This window comes from Dolichospermum flos-aquae CCAP 1403/13F (assembly GCF_012516395.1).
Classification (GTDB): domain Bacteria; phylum Cyanobacteriota; class Cyanobacteriia; order Cyanobacteriales; family Nostocaceae; genus Dolichospermum; species Dolichospermum lemmermannii.
This window is the reverse complement of sequence record NZ_CP051206.1, coordinates 3,426,113-3,443,617: the sequence shown is the minus strand read 5'-3', so window position 1 is coordinate 3,443,617 and position 17,505 is coordinate 3,426,113. Positions and strand designations below refer to the sequence as shown.

25 protein-coding genes are annotated in these 17,505 nt (G+C 39.0%); 16 read left to right on the top strand and 9 right to left on the bottom strand.

Features of this window, described 5'->3' with window-relative positions:
* Window positions 1-53: 53 nt before the first annotated feature.
* Window positions 54-1,121, bottom strand: a complete 1,068-nt coding sequence (locus tag HGD76_RS16665; protein ID WP_168696442.1) for a 30S ribosomal protein S1 — start codon at window positions 1,119-1,121, stop codon at window positions 54-56.
* 543 nt (window positions 1,122-1,664) lie between these two features.
* Here HGD76_RS16665 and HGD76_RS16660 point away from each other — a divergent pair.
* From HGD76_RS16660 to HGD76_RS16625, 8 genes are all read left to right on the top strand, one after another.
* Entirely contained in the window at window positions 1,665-3,131 is a 1,467-nt protein-coding gene (locus HGD76_RS16660) for an aminotransferase class I/II-fold pyridoxal phosphate-dependent enzyme (RefSeq protein ID WP_168697474.1), read from the top strand.
* A 155-nt stretch (window positions 3,132-3,286) separates the two neighbouring features.
* The gene (locus HGD76_RS16655) at window positions 3,287-3,622 is read left to right on the top strand and encodes a cation:proton antiporter subunit C (RefSeq protein ID WP_168696441.1); all 336 of its coding nucleotides are present in this window, start codon (window positions 3,287-3,289) and stop codon (window positions 3,620-3,622) included.
* On the top strand, window positions 3,619-5,067 hold the full coding sequence (locus HGD76_RS16650) for a cation:proton antiporter (RefSeq protein ID WP_168696440.1): 1,449 nt from the start codon (window positions 3,619-3,621) through the stop codon (window positions 5,065-5,067). Before HGD76_RS16655 ends, HGD76_RS16650 begins: the two co-directional genes overlap by 4 nt.
* Entirely contained in the window at window positions 5,064-5,450 is a 387-nt protein-coding gene (locus HGD76_RS16645; protein ID WP_168696439.1) for a Na+/H+ antiporter subunit E, read from the top strand. The genes HGD76_RS16650 and HGD76_RS16645 overlap by 4 nt, the downstream gene beginning before the upstream one ends.
* Entirely contained in the window at window positions 5,447-5,704 is a 258-nt protein-coding gene (locus tag HGD76_RS16640) for a hypothetical protein (RefSeq protein WP_168696438.1), read from the top strand. Before HGD76_RS16645 ends, HGD76_RS16640 begins: the two co-directional genes overlap by 4 nt.
* On the top strand, window positions 5,701-5,979 hold the full coding sequence (locus HGD76_RS16635; RefSeq protein ID WP_168696437.1) for a monovalent cation/H(+) antiporter subunit G: 279 nt from the start codon (window positions 5,701-5,703) through the stop codon (window positions 5,977-5,979). Before HGD76_RS16640 ends, HGD76_RS16635 begins: the two co-directional genes overlap by 4 nt.
* On the top strand, window positions 5,972-6,538 hold the full coding sequence (locus HGD76_RS16630; RefSeq protein WP_168696436.1) for a DUF4040 domain-containing protein: 567 nt from the start codon (window positions 5,972-5,974) through the stop codon (window positions 6,536-6,538). The genes HGD76_RS16635 and HGD76_RS16630 overlap by 8 nt, the downstream gene beginning before the upstream one ends.
* A complete protein-coding gene (locus HGD76_RS16625; RefSeq protein WP_168696435.1) occupies window positions 6,535-7,197 on the top strand; it encodes a Na(+)/H(+) antiporter subunit B in 663 nt (220 codons plus the stop codon). The genes HGD76_RS16630 and HGD76_RS16625 overlap by 4 nt, the downstream gene beginning before the upstream one ends.
* A gap of 347 nt (window positions 7,198-7,544) precedes the next feature.
* Here the strand turns inward: HGD76_RS16625 and dusB are convergent, their stop codons facing one another.
* Window positions 7,545-8,597 carry a tRNA dihydrouridine synthase DusB gene (gene dusB / locus HGD76_RS16620; RefSeq protein WP_148760110.1) on the bottom strand — a complete coding sequence of 351 codons (1,053 nt, stop codon included), beginning with the start codon at window positions 8,595-8,597 and terminating at the stop codon, window positions 7,545-7,547.
* A gap of 110 nt (window positions 8,598-8,707) precedes the next feature.
* Here dusB and HGD76_RS16615 point away from each other — a divergent pair, with 110 nt between their 5' ends.
* On the top strand, window positions 8,708-9,202 hold the full coding sequence (locus HGD76_RS16615) for a TM2 domain-containing protein (RefSeq protein WP_148760112.1): 495 nt from the start codon (window positions 8,708-8,710) through the stop codon (window positions 9,200-9,202).
* 4 nt (window positions 9,203-9,206) lie between these two features.
* Here HGD76_RS16615 and HGD76_RS16610 read toward each other — a convergent pair whose 3' ends face one another.
* From HGD76_RS16610 to thrC, 3 genes are all read right to left on the bottom strand, one after another.
* Entirely contained in the window at window positions 9,207-9,692 is a 486-nt protein-coding gene (locus tag HGD76_RS16610) for a DUF2996 domain-containing protein (protein WP_015083246.1), read from the bottom strand.
* Window positions 9,693-9,968: 276 nt separating this feature from the next.
* The gene (locus HGD76_RS16605; RefSeq protein WP_168696434.1) at window positions 9,969-10,244 is read right to left on the bottom strand and encodes a MoaD/ThiS family protein; all 276 of its coding nucleotides are present in this window, start codon (window positions 10,242-10,244) and stop codon (window positions 9,969-9,971) included.
* 86 nt (window positions 10,245-10,330) lie between these two features.
* Window positions 10,331-11,635, bottom strand: a complete 1,305-nt coding sequence (gene thrC, locus HGD76_RS16600) for a threonine synthase (RefSeq protein WP_168696433.1) — start codon at window positions 11,633-11,635, stop codon at window positions 10,331-10,333.
* A gap of 392 nt (window positions 11,636-12,027) precedes the next feature.
* Between thrC and HGD76_RS24925 the strand changes: the two genes are divergently transcribed.
* From HGD76_RS24925 to lepB, 5 genes are all read left to right on the top strand, one after another.
* A complete protein-coding gene (locus HGD76_RS24925; RefSeq protein ID WP_210422279.1) occupies window positions 12,028-12,309 on the top strand; it encodes a hypothetical protein in 282 nt (93 codons plus the stop codon).
* Between the two features lie 77 nt (window positions 12,310-12,386).
* Window positions 12,387-12,881, top strand: coding sequence for a LysM peptidoglycan-binding domain-containing protein (locus tag HGD76_RS16590; protein WP_168696432.1), 495 nt, complete (start codon window positions 12,387-12,389; stop codon window positions 12,879-12,881).
* A complete protein-coding gene (locus HGD76_RS16585; protein ID WP_148760121.1) occupies window positions 12,878-13,060 on the top strand; it encodes a hypothetical protein in 183 nt (60 codons plus the stop codon). Before HGD76_RS16590 ends, HGD76_RS16585 begins: the two co-directional genes overlap by 4 nt.
* Window positions 13,053-13,544: a nucleotide exchange factor GrpE gene (locus tag HGD76_RS16580; RefSeq protein ID WP_148760123.1), complete on the top strand. Its 492-nt coding sequence runs from the start codon at window positions 13,053-13,055 to the stop codon at window positions 13,542-13,544. The genes HGD76_RS16585 and HGD76_RS16580 overlap by 8 nt, the downstream gene beginning before the upstream one ends.
* A gap of 282 nt (window positions 13,545-13,826) precedes the next feature.
* A complete protein-coding gene (gene lepB, locus HGD76_RS16575; RefSeq protein ID WP_015083240.1) occupies window positions 13,827-14,399 on the top strand; it encodes a signal peptidase I in 573 nt (190 codons plus the stop codon).
* Here lepB and HGD76_RS25930 read toward each other — a convergent pair.
* The 3 genes from HGD76_RS25930 to HGD76_RS16560 all read right to left on the bottom strand — a co-directional run bounded on the left by HGD76_RS25930 (window position 14,391) and on the right by HGD76_RS16560 (window position 15,548).
* Window positions 14,391-14,522, bottom strand: coding sequence for a hypothetical protein (locus HGD76_RS25930; RefSeq protein ID WP_267904256.1), 132 nt, complete (start codon window positions 14,520-14,522; stop codon window positions 14,391-14,393). The two genes, lepB and HGD76_RS25930, sit on opposite strands and share 9 nt — an antisense overlap.
* Before the next feature lie 75 nt (window positions 14,523-14,597).
* Complete coding sequence (locus HGD76_RS16565; RefSeq protein WP_015083239.1) at window positions 14,598-15,128, bottom strand: ComEA family DNA-binding protein; 531 nt, start codon at window positions 15,126-15,128, stop codon at window positions 14,598-14,600.
* A 48-nt stretch (window positions 15,129-15,176) separates the two neighbouring features.
* Entirely contained in the window at window positions 15,177-15,548 is a 372-nt protein-coding gene (locus HGD76_RS16560) for an NINE protein (protein WP_168697473.1), read from the bottom strand.
* 386 nt (window positions 15,549-15,934) lie between these two features.
* Between HGD76_RS16560 and HGD76_RS16555 the strand changes: the two genes are divergently transcribed.
* Window positions 15,935-16,861, top strand: coding sequence for a J domain-containing protein (locus tag HGD76_RS16555; protein WP_325064811.1), 927 nt, complete (start codon window positions 15,935-15,937; stop codon window positions 16,859-16,861).
* A gap of 164 nt (window positions 16,862-17,025) precedes the next feature.
* Window positions 17,026-17,349 carry a DUF1825 family protein gene (locus HGD76_RS16550; protein WP_148760129.1) on the top strand — a complete coding sequence of 108 codons (324 nt, stop codon included), beginning with the start codon at window positions 17,026-17,028 and terminating at the stop codon, window positions 17,347-17,349.
* Here the strand turns inward: HGD76_RS16550 and HGD76_RS16545 are convergent.
* Window positions 17,262-17,504 carry a hypothetical protein gene (locus tag HGD76_RS16545; RefSeq protein WP_168204340.1) on the bottom strand — a complete coding sequence of 81 codons (243 nt, stop codon included), beginning with the start codon at window positions 17,502-17,504 and terminating at the stop codon, window positions 17,262-17,264. The genes HGD76_RS16550 and HGD76_RS16545 overlap by 88 nt on opposite strands.
* Window position 17,505: the final 1 nt, after the last annotated feature.

Genomic DNA, 17,505 nt, shown 5'->3' with positions numbered 1-17,505 from the left:
CTCTTAATTCAATACTTTCATGATCTCAGTTGTAGGTAATTACAACTATCAATCTATGATTCAATAGCGGCTGGGATCTCTTCTTCAATTTCTGTTGCTGCGGGAATTTCTTCCTCAGCTACAGCTTCCACAGATGCAACTTCTTCAGCTACGCCTTCTTCAGGTGCAATTTCTTCAGCGCCTTCCACAGGTGCTACTTCCGCAGGTATAGTAATACCTTGCTGTTTAGCAAGCAATTGTTCCCGATACTTAGCTGCCATTTCTTCGGCCTTATCGTAAACCAAATCACGGTTCTTGATCATGTCACCGGGTTCAGGTTCTAACTGTTTGGTAGACAGCGAAATCCGTCCCCTTTCTGCATCCAAGTCAATGATCATTACTTTCACTTCATCATTAACATTGAATACACTATGGGGAGTGTCAATATGCTCGTGGGAAATCTCAGAAATGTGTAGCAGTCCGCTCACGCCACCAATATCAATGAAAGCACCGTAAGGTTTGATACCGCGAACAGTACCAATAACCACTTCGCCAACTTCCAAACGGTTCATCTTCCGCTCAACCAGCGCCCGACGATGGGAGAGAACTAAGCGGTTACGCTCTTCATCTACTTCTAAGAATTTCAAGGGCAGTTCTTCGCCTACCAAATCTTCCTTGGGTTTGCGAGTGCTAATATGAGAACCGGGGATAAAGCCGCGCAATCCTTCAATTCGCACTAATGCACCACCACGGTTGGTTGCGAAAACGCCAGAACGGACAGTAGCATCTTCTGCTTGCAACTGCCGCACTCGCTCCCAAGCCCGCATATACTCAATCCGACGAATTGAAAGGGTGAGCTGACCATCTTCATTTTCATCGGTAAGAATGAAAAATTCCCGTGTTTCGTTTGATTGTAAGACTTCTTCCGGGGCATCGACCCGGTTAATAGACATTTCTTGTATGGGTATATATGCTGCGGTTTTCGCACCTATGTCAATCAGAGCGCCGCGCGGCTCTATACTGAAAACTGTACCCGGTACGACATCTCCAGGGCTGAAGTGATAGTCGTATTTATCAAGTAGAGCAGCGAAATCTTCGTGGGTAAATCCAATTTCTGTAGCGGTTAAGTTCTGATTGACCATGCTAATGTATTCCTGGGTCTAGTCTCCGTAAAGGTTTTGTCATAAATTCAGTTTATTATGTAAGTAGGGGGATGACAATTTCCACTTACATTGCTGTCTTATCCTAGCTTAGAATAGCTAGTCTTAACACATATCAACTTCCAGATATGAAATTATATCATATTTTGGATTCGGGAGTCAGGAGTCAGGAAGAAGAAAAAGAAGAAAAAGAAGAAAAAGAAAGTTTTTCCTCTCATCTTTTCTCTCTTCTCTCATATTCCTTTTTTAATCAGTAGTTCGAGCCGGAGAACCAACCCAAGAGGATACTGCGGGTAGAGATTCACCTTTCATCAGCATAGAGAGATTACCCAAGCTGGAATCTTTTGCCATTACAGTATCATATAGGACGATAGCACCCCTACCGACCGAACAAGTTAATAAACGGTGTGCCTTGCAGCATCGTTACCAAGAAAGGAACTGCTAGAGTTTCATGAATACAAGTCACCAATTCTGAGCGAAACACAAACGGTGACCTTAATGTTTATCGCTGGTTTTCCCCCAAAAATGCCAAATCAAAACCAAACCCCCCTGATAGATGCCTTAAAAGCCTGCACAACTCGTCCTCACGCCCCATTTTACACCCCAGGACATAAACACGGTGCGGGCATTTCCCCACTTTTAACCGATTTAATTGGAAAAGATGTTTTCCGCGCTGACTTAACAGAATTAGCAGAATTAGATAATTTATTCACACCCCAAAGCGTAATTCTCGCAGCACAAGAACTAGCAGCGGAGGCTTTTGGTGCAGAGAAAACATGGTTTTTAGTTAATGGTTCTACCTGCGGAATTGAAGCCGCAATTCTCGCTACTTGTAGAACAGGAGATAAAATTATTCTGCCGCGAAATGTCCACTCTTCTGTGATTTCTGGGTTAATTTTTTCTGGGGCAATTCCTATTTTTATAAATCCTGAATATGACGAAGATTTAGATATTGCATATAGCGTTACACCAGAAGCATTAAAAGCAGCATTAGCAAAACATCCAGATACAAAAGCAGTGCTGATAGTTTATCCTAATTATTACGGTGTTTGTGGGAATTTGCCAGCATTGGTAAACCTTACCCACCAATATAATATTCCCTTAATTGTAGACGAAGCCCATGGCGCACATTTTCATTTTCACCCAGAATTACCAACATCTGCTTTATCCGCAGGTGCAGATTTAACAGTCCAATCAATTCATAAAACATTGGGGGCAATGACACAAGCATCAATGTTACATATTCAAGGTCAAAGAATTGATATTGATAGAGTGAATAAAGCTTTGCAATTAGTTCAATCTACCAGTCCTAGTTTTATCCTTTTAGCTTCTCTAGATGCGGCACGTCAGCAAATGGCAATACATGGAGAAAAGCTGATGTTTCAAACTTTGGAATTAGCCAAAGAAGCAATTGATAAAATCAACAAAATTCCTAGTTTATCGGTTTTACAAATACCTCAAAATTATATAAAAAATAACGGCTTTATAGATTTAGATAAAACCCGGTTAACCGTTAATGTTTCTCAGTTAGGTTTAACAGGTTTTACTGCTGAAGATATTATTAATGCCATGGGAGTAACCCCAGAATTTTCATCTTTACAAAATCTCACATTTATTATTAGCCTAGGAAACACAAAAACTGATATTGAAACATTAGTACAAACCTTAAATAATCTTACCCAAATTCCCCACTTGACAAATCGGGAAAAAATATGTAAATCTAAAAAAGATACTATAATCGCCCCTTCTATGTGCATTTCTCCCCGTGAGGCCTTTTTTGCTGATAGTGAGATCTTACCTTTCGAGAAAACCCTAGAACGGATTTGTGCAGAAATTATTTGTCCTTATCCTCCAGGAATTCCCGTATTAATGCCAGGAGAACTAATTACAAAATCAGCCTTAGAATATTTGCAAGAAATTCAAAAAATGGGTGGTTTTATTACCGGTTGTGCAGATGAAACTTTGCAAACTTTAAAAGTTGTGAAAGGATAAATTTATCTCAACAGATATTTTAAAAGTAAAGAAAACATAAATCATTAGATATACCTATAATAATCATCAGAATATTTTAGTGTCAAGATTAACTTAGCACTAGAAATTCGTGCTTATATTAAATCAGCACTTTATCATGAAATTAAATAACTCCCGTGTTAGAAGCGTGCGTACTGATAACAATATTGTGTGGTTTTTTTGGCATCATCCTCAAAAAAAACCTGGTAATGAAAATTGTCTCTATGGATGTGATGAGTACAGGTGTGATTGCCTTTTATGTACTAATTGCATCACGACAAGGCTTATTTACTCCCATTATTTCCGATGTAAAAAACATTGCTTATGCCGATCCAGTTCCCCAAGCAGTGATATTAACAGCGATAGTTATCGGGTTTTCCATTCAGGCTTTGATGCTGGTTGGTGTGATGAAATTAGCACGGGATAATCCCACATTGGAAAGTAACGAACTTGAGAAGAATAATACACCATGAATACCATTACACTGGCTTGGATTGCTACCCCATTTTTTCTAGGGTTCATCATTTTTCTAGTCCCCAAACTTAACCGACATTTGACATTGTGGGGGACTATTGCTTCTGCTGCTTATGGGTTGCAGCTATTTCTTGAACCATCACCCATTACACTGAATTTACTGGATAGTTTCGGGATCACCTTAATAGCCGACCAGTTAAGTGGTTACTTTATTTTCACAAATGCCCTGGTAACGGCTGCTGTTGCCCTCTACTGCTGGCGCAGTGATAAAACGGCTTTTTTCTATGCCCAGATGATTATTGTGCATGGTAGCCTCAATGCTGCCTTTATCTGTGCAGATTTCATTAGTTTATATGTGGCTTTAGAAGTAAGCGGTATTGCGGCTTTTCTATTAATTGCTTATTCTCGTAGCGATCGCTCAATTTGGGTAGGTTTACGGTATCTGTTTGTTAGCAATACAGCCATGTTGTTTTATCTGGTTGGTGCAGTGCTGGTTTATCAGACACATCATTCCTTTAGTTTTGCCAGTTTAAAGGGATCACCACCAGAAGCACTAGCATTAATTTTTCTGGGATTATTAATCAAAGCGGGGATTTTTGTCTCGGGGTTATGGCTACCTTTAACTCATTCTGAATCAGAAACACCGGTTTCCGCATTGATGTCAGGAATTGTCGTTAAAGCCAGTGTTTTACCTTTATTACGTTGTGCATTTGTTTCCGAAGAAATTGATATTATAGTTAGAATTTTTGGGGTGGGAACAGCTTTAATGGGTGTCTCCTATGCTGTCTTTGAAAAGGATACCAAGCGCCTGTTAGCATTTAGCACTATTTCCCAGTTAGGCTGGATTCTCGCTGCACCGGCTGTAGGTGGATTTTATGCCCTCACTCATGGATTAGTCAAATCGTCTTTATTTTTGATTGCGGGTTCTTTACCCAGTCGCAACTTTAAAGAACTGCAAAATAAACCCATTCATACTAATATTTGGATAGCCTTAGTTATCGCTAGTTTATCAATTTCTGGCTTGCCTTTGTTGTCAGGTTTTGAGGCAAAGGTATTAACGATAAAAAATGTAGAATCTTGGCAATTTATAGTGATGAATATTGCCGCAGTTTGTACAGCCATATCTTTTGCTAAATTTATTTTTCTCCCCCATGCAAAAGCAGAAGAAGAAGAAGAAGAAGAACAGAAAACAAAATCCGGTTTTTGGACATCAGTAATATTTTTGATTACTGGATTATTTGTAGCAAATATTGTCTATCTTCCAGCTTATGAAATCACCAATATCACAAAAGCACTTTTAACTATTGCTGCGGGCTGGTTAGGATATCATTTAATTTTCAAAAAATTATCAATATCTCTACCTCGTGTATTTGAAGAATTTGAGCATTTAGTTGGTGTCATGAGTCTAACTTTAATCCTATTATTTTGGATGGCTTTCCCATGATTGGACATTTCATATTCAGACTGTCAATTTGGTTATTACTCACAGCTAATGTGAGTTTAACAAATATTATCATCGGTGTAATTATTGCCTTACTTTTACCACGTGGTAAGTCATCACCAGAAAAATTAAAATCTTGGGTAAAGGTAATAATTAAAATCTTTGTTGCGATTCCGGTTGCTTTTATGGAGGCATTTGAAATTATCTTCCGTCCCCATAATGAAGAAGAAATTATCATGGAAAAAGTCAAACTCAACAGATCACCGTTATTGGTTTTTATTGATATATTTCTGATTACCTTTACCCCCAAAACCATAGTTTTGAAATACCACGAAGAAGGATGGTATGAAGTTCACTATATTAAACCCAGGAAAAAACAAGCATGAACTTAGAAATAGTCTTAATAGCAATGATTCTGGCTTTACTTATTCCCATCTATGAAGCTTGGAAAAGTGATGATACATGGCAGAAAATGTTAGCTTTTGGCAGCATTTCTAGTAAAGTAGCCATCATGATTCTCGTAATTTCCGTTTTACGAGATGATTGGATGATTGGTGTAGTCGCAGCGATTATTTTGACGGTAGGAAATGCCGCATTAATGTTATTAGCACATATTCTCAGAAGATTAGGTGAAGCATGATTAACCTTCTTAGTTATACCTGCATAGGTATCGGCATAGTTTTCTGGTTTTGGGGAACTTCTCATTTAGTCAGCAACAGATCAGTATTATTCAAATTACATGGACTTTCTGTTGCTGATACGTTAGGTTCAATGATGATTATTGTCGGACTATTATTGAAAATACCCAGTGAATGGCCACTACTTATTCTTGGCATTATTTCCTTAGCAATTTGGAATACTATGCTGGGTTATGTATTAGCATATTGTTCAACAGAAGAGGAAAAACATGAATGATACTTATCTCTATTTAATCATTGCTTTATTACCCTTAACTGCGGGGATGTTAGTAACTCAAACTAACCCCTATCATGCCTTAGTAATTCGTGGGGTACTCGGTGCAGTTGCAGCAATGGTAGATGCAGTTTTAGGTGCAGCAGATGTGGCTTTAACAGAAGCATTAATGGGAACGATGTTATCAATTACTTTGTATGCGATCGCAGTTCGTTCATCCTTAGTGTTACGTCTTGGTGTCATGGAAAATCAGTCAATAGAAAAAAATCAGGATAGCAATTTTCAACAACTGATAAACGATTTCCGCAGCATTTTTAATGAACATTATTTACGTCTAGAACTCGTACCTTATCCTACTAAAGAAACCTTACAACAGGCATTAATAGAAAAAGAAATTCATGCTAGTTGTGTGCAATTAGAAAAAAGTGAGCAAGCACAGGAAACATACCAAACTGTAATTAGAGTGGAACGCATCTATAAGATTATGAAAAGTAAACTTTCATCACCGAAAACAACTTTACAATATTTCAATATTTTAGATTCAGGAGCGCAAAATCTATGAAATTAGTTTACATTTTAGCCGGAATAGCTTTATTTGTGAAAATGCTGATTATGCCTAATTCAGAACTAAATTTACCAGATATTTCCATTGTGGAAACAGTGGTTAAAGAAAGTGGTGTTCCCAATGCAGTATCAGGGATTATTTTCAGAAATCGGCTATATGATACAATCTTTGAAGTTATTGTTTTTACTATAGCCATTCTCGGAGCTAATTTTTTATTAGCTAATGAAAAACCATCTTGCAGCATCTATCAATTTAAAGATCAACCATCCATCATTTTAGCTCGTCTAGGGGCGACAATTGCGGCATTAGTGGGCATTGAATTAGCAATTAGGGGACATTTGAGTCCGGGGGGTGGTTTTGCGGCTGGAGTGGCTGGAGGAACAGCAATCGGACTCATAGCAATTACCTCATCATACCAATGGATGCAGGATATTTACCAACAGTGGCACGCTGCTATTTGGGAAAAGATTTCGGTGTTAGTCTTTATTGTTTTATCAGTGATAACTTTGTCGGGAATAGAGTTACCACATGGAGAATTAGGGGCGTTATTTAGTGGTGGAATTCTTCCTATATTAAATATCCTAGTTGCTGTTAAAGTGGCATTAGGTTCTTGGGCTGTGATTTTGATTTTTATTCGTTATCGAGGTTTGTTATAAAAAGTGGGAGTTTGAGGAATTAGCGATCGCACTTAGAGGGTGTTTGAAAAGTTATGGTTGATGTATCAAATATTTTTTACCCCACCCTAACCCTCCCCTTGTAAAGGGGAGGGAACTGGATTTTTATTGTTTCCCCCCTTTACAAGGGGAAAGGGGGGTAGCAATGTGATGAAAATTACGGAATACCACTTTTCAAACATCCTCTTAGCTTGTGTTAACCTATTATCAGTAGAAATAATCAAAAGTAGGTTTTAAATCAATGCAGATAAAAACTTTCGTTTGCATCATAATTATCCCAAATTGATTCTTTTTTCTGCTTTTTCTTGCTTTATTCCTCCTGACTTCTTCTATAATGCAATAGTAGATTCTGTTTCTTCCTCAATTTCATAACCACAAGCTAATCTTTCTATTGCACCGTCAATCAAATCTAAACCTTGTTGAACAGTTTCCATTAAACTTAACTTACCCCGTAAATCAGCAGCACCAGCAAAACCTTTAGCATACCAAGTCATGTGTTTCCGAGCTTGACGGACTCCCCTATCTCCTTTATATTCCCATAAAGCAAAAAGATGTTCTCGCGCACATTCTAAGCGTTGAATGGGGTTAGGTGGTGGTAATAATTCTCCAGTTTTTAAGAAATGATCAACCTCACCAACTAAAAACGGATAACCTAAAGTTCCACGAGAACACATTACCCCATCTGCGCCAGTTTGTTCTAAACATTTTACCGCAGCTTCCACAGAGAAAATATCCCCATTACCAATTACAGGAATTGATAAAATTTCCTTAACTTTTTTTATCCATTCCCACCGCGCATTACCATTGTAACCTTGAGCGCGAGTCCGTCCATGCACAGTAATCATTTTTGCTCCCGCGTCTTCCATTCTTTTCGCAAAATCAAGAATAGTAATTTCATGATCATTCCAACCAATGCGGGTTTTCACAGTCACGGGAACATCTACAGCTTTGACAACTTCTCGCACAATTGCTTCCGCAATTTCTGGTTGACGTAATAAAGAAGAACCACCACCATTTTTAGTAATTTTATTAACAGGACATCCCATATTAATATCAATCGTATCCGCACCTTCAGCCACTGCTTTTATGGCTGCTTCCGCGAGAAAATCGGGACGACAATCAAATAATTGAATACTAATTGGACGTTCATTAGGATCTACTTCCATAATGATTGGTAACTGCTTAACGTAATGCAAACCCGTCGCGTTTACCATTTCTGTATACACCATAGATTCTGGCGCATAACGACGCACCAAACGCCGAAATACCAAATCAGTCACCCCTGATAACGGAGACTGTAAAACCCGGCTTTTAACCTCAAATGAGCCAATTTTTAAAGGAGTGGAAAGTCTAGCTTGAAGTTCGGGAGAAAGGTAAATCATGGTTAGAATTAAAAATACAATCGTTAATTGGGGAATCGAAGGCTGACGAGGGGTAGTTAATGGAAATGTGGATTCTTAACTCAGTAAATCCTAGATGGACATAAAATAAGATGAGCATAAAAAATAACGAAAATAAAGACCGTCTTCTTGTCTCTTACCTCTTATGTGGGGCTGGTTTTTTGGGAATAAACGGTTTACATCGGTTATATAATGGCAAAACCGCTACTGGTTTATTATGGCTATTTACCTGCGGTTTATTTTACATGGGGCAAATCTATGATTTATTAATCATACCGAATATGGTTGACGAATATGAGCAGAATTTGCGGTTAAAAGCAGGTTTATCACCTCTGGGTATACCCATGAATGAACGGATATTTATTTCCCAAGTCCAGAAACCAACTGATAAACCACTGATTGTTAAACTGATAGAAGCCGCAGAGGCTAATGGTGGTAGTTTAACTGTAATTCAAGGTGTTAGGGCTACCGGATCTGGTATTGTGGAAGTGGAAACTATACTCAGAGAAATGCTGCAATCAGATCATCTCAGAATAGGTAACGACCCCATTTCTGGAGTCGTTACTTATTATTTTGATGAATTGTAAAGTTCTAATTTCTACCTAGCCACTTTTGTCCATTCAAGCGGTACACTAGCCGAGATACCAACAATTCTAGGGTAGTTTTGCGCTCATCAATTAGAAATGACTCCAAGGTACTGGGTTTTTTACCTTCATTACAGGAAAATCCCTTTTTACCTTGAATATTTTCTTCAGGAAAATATACGTTAAACTGGCGTTGTCCCCCTTGCCAAGAACCAATAACTTGCCAACATTCTTCCGCTGAATTAAAACCAATAATAGAATATTTCTGCTTGGCAAAAGTCAGCTTTACATCTGGCACACCTTCTTTAGTAATTGCCTCTTGCAACGCTGGGAGGTAATGCTGCTGCATAAACTCTTCAAAAGGCTTATCTTCCAATGCTGGGGGTTTTTCCTTTTTGGCAGCTTTAGTCTCTGCTGGGGGCTTTTCTGGGGCGGTTGCAGCAGGATTAGAAGCTACATCTCCCGCTTGATTTTGATTAGTTTCTTCTGCCATTGCTCATTTTGGGTAGTCAGTTATTTTTATTTTGACATACCAGAGCATAGCTACAGCTATTTAGATATAAAATAAGATTTTAAGAGTAATTAACCGCAGATTAACGCAGATTAGCGCAGATAAATACGGATGAATTAATAAGTTTCATGATTCTGTGCAGCTTGGCCTATCATTGGGATAAAATCGTTTAAATAGTAACTTTTCACGAAGTATGTTGGATAAAATGGGTAATGGGTAATTTGGGACTTTTAAAATCCCATACCCTCCAGCGATATTTCAACCACCTGCAACAGCGGGAACAATACTCACTTCATCTTTATCCTCAAGTGGTGTTTCTGTATTTTGTAAAAATCGAATATCTTCGCTGTTGACATAGAAATTTAAGAACCGTAAAGGCTCTCCGTCTGGCTTCCGCAAACGCCCCTTAATAGCAGGATAGCTTACTTCTAAGTAATCAAACAATTCAGAAATATTACTACCACTACATTCTAGGACAGCTTGATCGTTTGTAAACTTTTGTAGAACTGTGGGAACTAAAACTTTGACAGCCATTGTTTAAACGTTAATTGTTAGTGAGTGATTTGGTTGGTAGGGGTTTAGCACTGCTAAACCCCTACAATTAATTGGTAGTGAAAGGATTAAACTATAACTTCTTGCCATTCTAAGCGGTCAAGTGTGCGGGATCTTTCTAAAGCCCGTTCAAAACTGTCTAGTTTGGCATCAATTGTTAAAGGTTCGCCAATGTAGCCTTGAATTGCTTCCTGGGTTTTCAAACCATTGCCAGTGATATAAACCACTGTAGTTTCATCTGGATCAATTTTGCCAGCTTCTACTAATTTTTTGAGAACTGCAACGGTTGTACCACCTGCGGTTTCGGTAAAGATACCTTCGGTTTCTGCCAATAGTTTGATACCTTCGATAATTTCGGCATCATTAACTGATTCAATATTACCGTTGGTTTTTTGAGCGATTTCTACAGCATATACACCATCGGCAGGGTTGCCAATCGCAATGGATTTAGCAATTGTGTTAGGTTTAACTGGTTGAATAAAGTCTCTACCTTCTTTAAAAGCTTTCGCAATGGGGGAACAACCTTCCGCTTGAGCGCCACTAAAGCGAACATCTTTATCCTCTACCAAACCAACTTCGACAAATTCTTGGAAACCTTTATAAATTTTGGTAAACAGAGAACCAGAAGCCAAAGGGGCAACTATATGATCTGGTAATTGCCAACCTAGTTGTTCTGCAACTTCAAAGGCTAATGTCTTAGAACCTTCAGAGTAGTAAGGACGCAGGTTAATATTCACAAAACCCCAACCGTGGGTATTGGCAACTTCTGAGCAAAGACGATTAACTTGATCATAGTTGCCTTTGACTGACATCAGGGTAGGACTATAAATCAAGCTACCGATGACTTTACCAGCTTCTAAGTCAGAAGGGATAAATACACAGCAATCTAAACCAGCGTAGGCGGCGATCGCTGCGGTAGAATTTGCTAAATTACCTGTACTAGCACAAGAAACAGTCGTAAAACCCAATTCTCTTGCTCTACTGAGGGCAACTGACACCACCCGATCCTTAAAGCTCAGGGTGGGCATATTGACGGCATCATTTTTAATATAAAGTTTATTTAGACCCAGGCGACGGGCAAGACGGTGGGAACGCACCAAGGGAGTCATTCCTGTTCCCACATCTATATAATCATCTGTAGCAACTGGCAAAAAGTGACGATAGCGCCAGATAGAATTTGGACCAGCTTCAATAGTTTCTCGACTAACTAAACTCCGCAGCACATTGTAATCATATTTGACTTCCAACGGTCCAAAACACAATTCACATACATGAGTGGCTTTAAGTTCGTATTCTGCTCCACATTCTTTACACTTCAAAGCCTTGAGAATAGAAGTGTTCGCTTGGTTGAGGTTTGTAATCGCCTGAGTCATAATTTTGCGTTCCCTGGGTATCCGTCAACTTTGGAATGATACTAGCACAAGGCAAAATCCACGTCAAACATACCCGACCATTTTTATCGGGTTTGGTTACTCAAGAGTTAGTTAAGTTCTCATTAATAATTAAATCCCATATTCCGCACTTCATTTTGTAATATGCGAATATTTCCTTAATTTTATTTTTTATTGTCTTTAAAAATACATATTTTATCAAATACTTTAAGCTTGAATACGTAAGATTTTGAACCTTGTTAAGAATAATTCTTGAAAAGGGTCATACTAGATTATGAGTGCGGAATGTCGGTTAAAAAATAATCCCTTTGTGAAAGTAAGTTGTAATTTTTCAAGGGGGCAGGTAGATGAGAAAATCTATTAAGAATTAGAATATGATTCCTGAACTTCAGCCAGAACGATTACAAAACTTGAGTCAAGAATTACAATTTGCTATTAATACTAATAATATCTCCTCCATGGAGGATCACAGTCAAGAAACCAGAAGAGAAATTCGCAATTTACCTGATGAAGTCCAGTTAGTACAAGGTTGTATTCTCGCTATCCAACAAGCCAAAGCCGTTGCCCCTACTGAAGCTAATGCCATGTCTGACAAACTCTCTCGGATGTTAAATGCAGCCATCAGTAGTGATAGTAATGAGGTAGATCATTTATAGCGGGAATTAAAACCAGATGTGCAACATTGGTTAAATCAAGAATTACCCAGTCATAGTATTATCACGGGACTTACGCGATGAACACCAAAACTAAAGTTGATTGTCCTGTTTGCGGGTATCAAGGAATTGAGGGCAACATTTGTCCTAATTGTGATACTGATGTTTCTCTAATTCGCTCATTGGCAGAATTACCCCAGCAGCCAAAATCCTGGACAACAGGCATCGCTATCTTAATGCTGATGATTGGTATTACTATCGGTGTAGGAGGTAGTTTTTTTGCCCTGCAAACAGCTATATATACCGCAACAGTTCCTAAACCTACAGTTACTACTACTCCTAATCTCAGTCCCCAGGTAATTACCCCTGTCATTCCTAAACCAGCGTCACCACTAGCCACTTATACCGTAAAATCAGGAGATACTCTTAGTAGTATTGCTGGCAAGTTTTGTAGTAAACCTACTGATTGGCAATTAATCGTTGCCGCTAACGCCGAATTACAAAAACGGGAAAATAAATTAGATATAGATCAGGAGTTGAAAATTCCTAGTAGCTGTAAAAAGAAAACCCCATGATGATAGTTGATAGCTTCAAACAAGCTAGTCAGAAAGCTGAAAATTTTGCCCAAAAAAAACAACTGCGGGAAGCGGTAATTACTGCGGAAACGCTTTTGAGTAATCATCCTCATTCCCAAATTAACACTTGGGCTAACAAAATTCTAACTGTGCTATCTAAAGAGATTTCCCGTGCCTGACTTATCCCCAAACTATCTAATTAGTTTAGAATTACGAGAATTACTCGTCCAAAAACTCGGCATTCTGCAAAAAGATAATGTAGTATTACAGCAGTCTTTGAGAGAACAGCAAACCCAAACTACAGCCCAAACAGAAGATTTATTCTGGGAACTTTTAGAAGTTGCTGATGCCTTAGAAGCTTTATTAGACTATCTAGAAAACAATCCCAATCCTAGTCCAGAATTTATCGAACGCTTACCCAGATCCATAGGTGCAGTTAATCGCAAGTTTCTCGGTGTTTTAGGAAAGCGCCAACTTTTACCTATAGAATTACAAGAAGGCACAGAACCAGATTTTAACTTATGTCGCGTCATTGATCGGGAAGAAAGAACAGATATCCCAGACCAAACAATCACTAAAATTGTCCGTCGCGGATTTCATTTAGGTGAAAAAGTCCTCCGTCCCACAGAAGTCATTACCGCTAAATCAGATAATGGTCATTAGTCCGTTGTCCGTTGTCCGTTGTCAGTAGGGGCGAAGCATTTGGAAGATAAATTATCGGTCATTGCCAAAAATAGTTCTCCAAATGCTTCGCCCGTACAGTTGTCAGTTGTCCGTTGTCCGTTGTCCGTTGTCCGTTGTCAGTGGGAAAATTCTTTCCCCCCCAACTCCCCCAACTCCCCCAACTCCCCCAACTCCCCCAACTTCCCCAACTCCCCCAACTCCCCCAACTTCCCCAACTTCCCCAACTCCCCCTGCCCTTCTATCACCCTTACACTGTTAACTATGACTCCTCACGAAAGTGATATAAAAGATGCTTCTTCACAAACAAAAATCTGGAGTGGTTGGCAGGAGAATTTAGTTTTAATAACTATTGCCCTGTGTTTAGCTCTGCTAATTCGGACATTTATCGCTGAACCACGCCTGATTCCATCAGAATCAATGTACCCTACTTTACACACAGGCGATCGCTTGGTCATAGAAAAAGTATCATACCGGATTCATCCCCCTAAAATCGGCGATATCGTCGTTTTTAACTCACCACCAGAATTACAAAGACGCGGATATTCTCAAAACCAAGCCTTTATTAAACGGGTAATTGGTGAACCAGGAGCAGTAATTAGCATCGCTCAAAGCAAAGTTTACCTCAACGGTACAGCCTTAACAGAAGACTACATTGCCGAACCACCAAATAGCCCATTTCCAGAAATCAAAGTCCCGGAAGGCGCATTTTTCGTCATGGGAGACAACCGCAATGATAGTAATGACTCTCGCTATTGGGGTTTTGTCCCCCGTCAAAACGTCATCGGTCGTGCTACATTTCGCTTCTGGCCTCTTGACCGTATCGGCTTAATCTAGTCCACTGACAAATGACAACTGTACGGGCGAAGCATTTGGAGAACTATTTTTGGCAATGACCGATAATTTATCTTCCAAATGCTTCGCCCCTAATGACCACTGACAACTGTACGGGCGAAGCATTTGGAGAACTATTTTTGGTAATGACTGATAATTTATCTTCCAAATGCTTCGCCCCTACTAACAACTGACCACTGACTAAAACCGCAAATAGTACATCAACTGAGCGATCGCATCCCCAGATAATTCTAAACGTTGTTGAAAATCTGCTAAACTCCGGTAAGAACCAGCAGCCAGACGGTTTTCCACAACTGTCTGTGCTAGGGATAAATCTATAAAAGGGATTTTGGCAAGACTTTCTACCGAAGCAGTATTAGGGTTAACTTGCTGGGGTTTATCGAGGGAATTTTGATCATAATAATTAAAATTCAGCAAAGACTTGAGCGGTTCTAATCGTTGTACTGGCAAACCCAAAGCCGCAGCCACATCTTCGATACAATAGAATATCACACCAGCGCGAGAAAGTTCCACAAGCGATCGCCCTTGGTGAATTGACAACCCAGGTAAACGCAGCCAATCATCCACAGTGGCTTGATTAGCATCAATACCCAAACCCAATTCAGCGGCCATTTGTACCTCTTCCCCCGACTGTAAACGATAATAAGGATCATTCAGCAGCTTGGCGCGAAGCTTTTGCAATTTCAGATTTAAAGGTAGCCACTTATTCATTTTTAACCTGATCCTTTTACGAATTACCACTTACCAATTACCAATTACCTAAATCTGATCTAACATTTGCCGACGTTTCTTCTCAAACTCGTATTCAGAAATTAATCCATCTTGACGGAGTGTTTCTAACTCACGCAAAGCATTAGCAACTGATTCTACTTGATTCCCAACTTGGGTTGATACCTTCATTACTGACTCACCCAAATTAAAATACCGATCAAAAGTTTCTTCATCTTGAGTTAAATACCAAACCCCTTCAATAGCACAAGCTACCTTGGGAATCGGTGTCCAAGACAACAGAACATACAGTATTCCCCAAAGTGGCTGTCCCAAGTAGAATTTATGTAAACCCGAAATCGTTAATGTGCCAGAAAAGGCTAAAATAGCAGCAATAGTCCGGCTTTTTCGTTTAGTTAAGATCATTTTATCTATAGCCATTCTACTTGATTCATGAACTGATTAATTCTTCAGAGGGAACAGGGAACGGGCAACACTATGGCTTACACCACGCTTCGCTATCGACAAGCTCAGTGCATCGCAGAGAACAGAGAAAACTCATGTTTAAAAACATGAAATTGAAATAATGAAACTGTTTTTTTTTGGGCTACGTATATTTTAAAAACATCTTTTTTTTGACTGAAGTTTTGAATTGGTGAAACTTTAGTTTCTTATCTGTTCCTTCTTCCCTCTTCCCTTTTTTTGTAATAATATAGAATTATTGCTTGCTTGACAGTCATGCTCAAAATATCGAATGGAACTTTAAGATAAAATTCAGTAATAGTCAAGATTAATTTGTAAATAATGATATGATGTCGCTCAATTCTCTATCAACAGAATGGTTAAACCTACTTTTTGATCCCTACGCTGTGCTAGGGGTGTCAGTGAATGCTGATGAACGTCAAATCAGTAAACGGTATTATATTCTAGCAAAGTTGCTACATCCTGATAACTATATCAAGCATAACCAACCAGATCAGGAATTAGCTCAAGCAGTATTTACACGATTGATTAATCCAGCTTATGAACAACTCAATCAGACAAAAAAACGCTTAAATGCAATAAATTTACTACGCTCAGAAGCAGAAGTTTTAGATCCACAGAAAGTCAGTGCTATCAAAGTTTCTACCATTCAGGCAATATCAACAATGTCTGCTGAAGAAGCAGAATTATTTTACGAAGACGTAGTTACATCCTATGGGTATGAGCAATATCATTCATTATCTCAGTCATGTCACATAACACAGCAATTAAGTACGTTAAATATAGTCTATCTATCACACCAAAAACCAAACAGTCCACTGGCTAATCAATCTAAATCTATCATCCCCCAAGAAGAAGACCGGAGACCTCCAGACACCTCATCTTCAAGCACAATTCTCAAACCAGAGCCAATAAACTATGCTCAAGCTTACTATGAGAGAGCCGTAGAATATTATAATCAGGAAAACTGGAACTTAGCAGTAAAAGAACTGCGAGATGCTATTAAATTAGACCTAACTAACAGTGATTACTACGCACTACTGGGAGTAGTCCATTTTCACCAGAAATTTATAGGCATGAGTAAAGTCTACATCCGTCAAGCATTAAAAATTAATCCTCAACAACCACTAGCTTTAAAATACGCTGCCCTTTTGCCAATTCAAGTCAATGAAACAGTTAATCCTCAATCAATGTCCAAAGCCTTGAGTATTGCTTCTTTCTTAGGTAAGTTTTTATCAACCAAACTTCATTAACATCCCCCCTAACTCTATCCACTTGAAGTCAAGTAGTGAAATTTCGGTAAAAACTCCTACTTGAACCGAAGTAGTTTCCCTAGATGAATCTTCTACACTAAAATGGGAACAGAGACAAAATTTGAAGCTACTGAAGTCATAGCACTCAGTTAAAGAAAAGCAAAATGGGATTCTTCGACTCGGAAATAGTCCAGCAAGAAGCCAAGCAATTGTTTGAAGATTATCAAGCACTGATTCAGCTTGGCAACAGCTACGGCAAATTTGACCGCGAGGGCAAAAAGCTGTTTATTGAGCAAATGGAATCCATGATGGACAGATATCGCGTCTTTATGAAGCGGTTCGAGCTATCAGAGGATTTCATGGCGCAAATGACCATAGAGCAACTAAAAACTCAACTAGGTCAGTTTGGGGTAACTCCACAGCAAATGTTTGGACAAATGAACGTGACATTAGAAAGGATGAAAGCGGAATTGGAACAAACAAAATGACTGGGAACAGGGAACAGGGGAGGCAGTGGGAAAATTATTTCTCCCACTGACAACGGACAACGGACAACGGACAACTGTACGGGCGAAGCATTTGGAGAACTATTTTTGGCAATGACCGATAATTTATCTTCCAAATGCTTCGCCCCTACTGACAAC

Bases quoted from the DNA above. Each gene is read 5' to 3' on its own strand.
- HGD76_RS16665 (WP_168696442.1), bottom strand. From the start codon at position 1,121: ATGGTCAATCAGAACTTAACCGCTACAGAAATTGGATTTACCCACGAA.
- HGD76_RS16660 (WP_168697474.1), top strand. From the start codon at position 1,665: ATGCCAAATCAAAACCAAACCCCCCTGATAGATGCCTTAAAAGCCTGC.
- HGD76_RS16650 (WP_168696440.1), top strand. From the start codon at position 3,619: ATGAATACCATTACACTGGCTTGGATTGCTACCCCATTTTTTCTAGGG.
- HGD76_RS16645 (WP_168696439.1), top strand. From the start codon at position 5,064: ATGATTGGACATTTCATATTCAGACTGTCAATTTGGTTATTACTCACA.
- HGD76_RS16640 (WP_168696438.1), top strand. From the start codon at position 5,447: ATGAACTTAGAAATAGTCTTAATAGCAATGATTCTGGCTTTACTTATT.
- HGD76_RS16635 (WP_168696437.1), top strand. From the start codon at position 5,701: ATGATTAACCTTCTTAGTTATACCTGCATAGGTATCGGCATAGTTTTC.
- HGD76_RS16630 (WP_168696436.1), top strand. From the start codon at position 5,972: ATGAATGATACTTATCTCTATTTAATCATTGCTTTATTACCCTTAACT.
- HGD76_RS16625 (WP_168696435.1), top strand. From the start codon at position 6,535: ATGAAATTAGTTTACATTTTAGCCGGAATAGCTTTATTTGTGAAAATG.
- dusB (WP_148760110.1), bottom strand. From the start codon at position 8,597: ATGATTTACCTTTCTCCCGAACTTCAAGCTAGACTTTCCACTCCTTTA.
- HGD76_RS16615 (WP_148760112.1), top strand. From the start codon at position 8,708: ATGAGCATAAAAAATAACGAAAATAAAGACCGTCTTCTTGTCTCTTAC.
- HGD76_RS16610 (WP_015083246.1), bottom strand. From the start codon at position 9,692: ATGGCAGAAGAAACTAATCAAAATCAAGCGGGAGATGTAGCTTCTAAT.
- HGD76_RS16605 (WP_168696434.1), bottom strand. From the start codon at position 10,244: ATGGCTGTCAAAGTTTTAGTTCCCACAGTTCTACAAAAGTTTACAAAC.
- thrC (WP_168696433.1), bottom strand. From the start codon at position 11,635: ATGACTCAGGCGATTACAAACCTCAACCAAGCGAACACTTCTATTCTC.
- HGD76_RS24925 (WP_210422279.1), top strand. From the start codon at position 12,028: ATGATTCCTGAACTTCAGCCAGAACGATTACAAAACTTGAGTCAAGAA.
- HGD76_RS16590 (WP_168696432.1), top strand. From the start codon at position 12,387: ATGAACACCAAAACTAAAGTTGATTGTCCTGTTTGCGGGTATCAAGGA.
- HGD76_RS16585 (WP_148760121.1), top strand. From the start codon at position 12,878: ATGATGATAGTTGATAGCTTCAAACAAGCTAGTCAGAAAGCTGAAAAT.
- lepB (WP_015083240.1), top strand. From the start codon at position 13,827: ATGACTCCTCACGAAAGTGATATAAAAGATGCTTCTTCACAAACAAAA.
- HGD76_RS25930 (WP_267904256.1), bottom strand. From the start codon at position 14,522: ATGCTTCGCCCGTACAGTTGTCAGTGGTCATTAGGGGCGAAGCATTTG.
- HGD76_RS16565 (WP_015083239.1), bottom strand. From the start codon at position 15,128: ATGAATAAGTGGCTACCTTTAAATCTGAAATTGCAAAAGCTTCGCGCC.
- HGD76_RS16555 (WP_325064811.1), top strand. From the start codon at position 15,935: ATGATGTCGCTCAATTCTCTATCAACAGAATGGTTAAACCTACTTTTT.
- HGD76_RS16550 (WP_148760129.1), top strand. From the start codon at position 17,026: ATGGGATTCTTCGACTCGGAAATAGTCCAGCAAGAAGCCAAGCAATTG.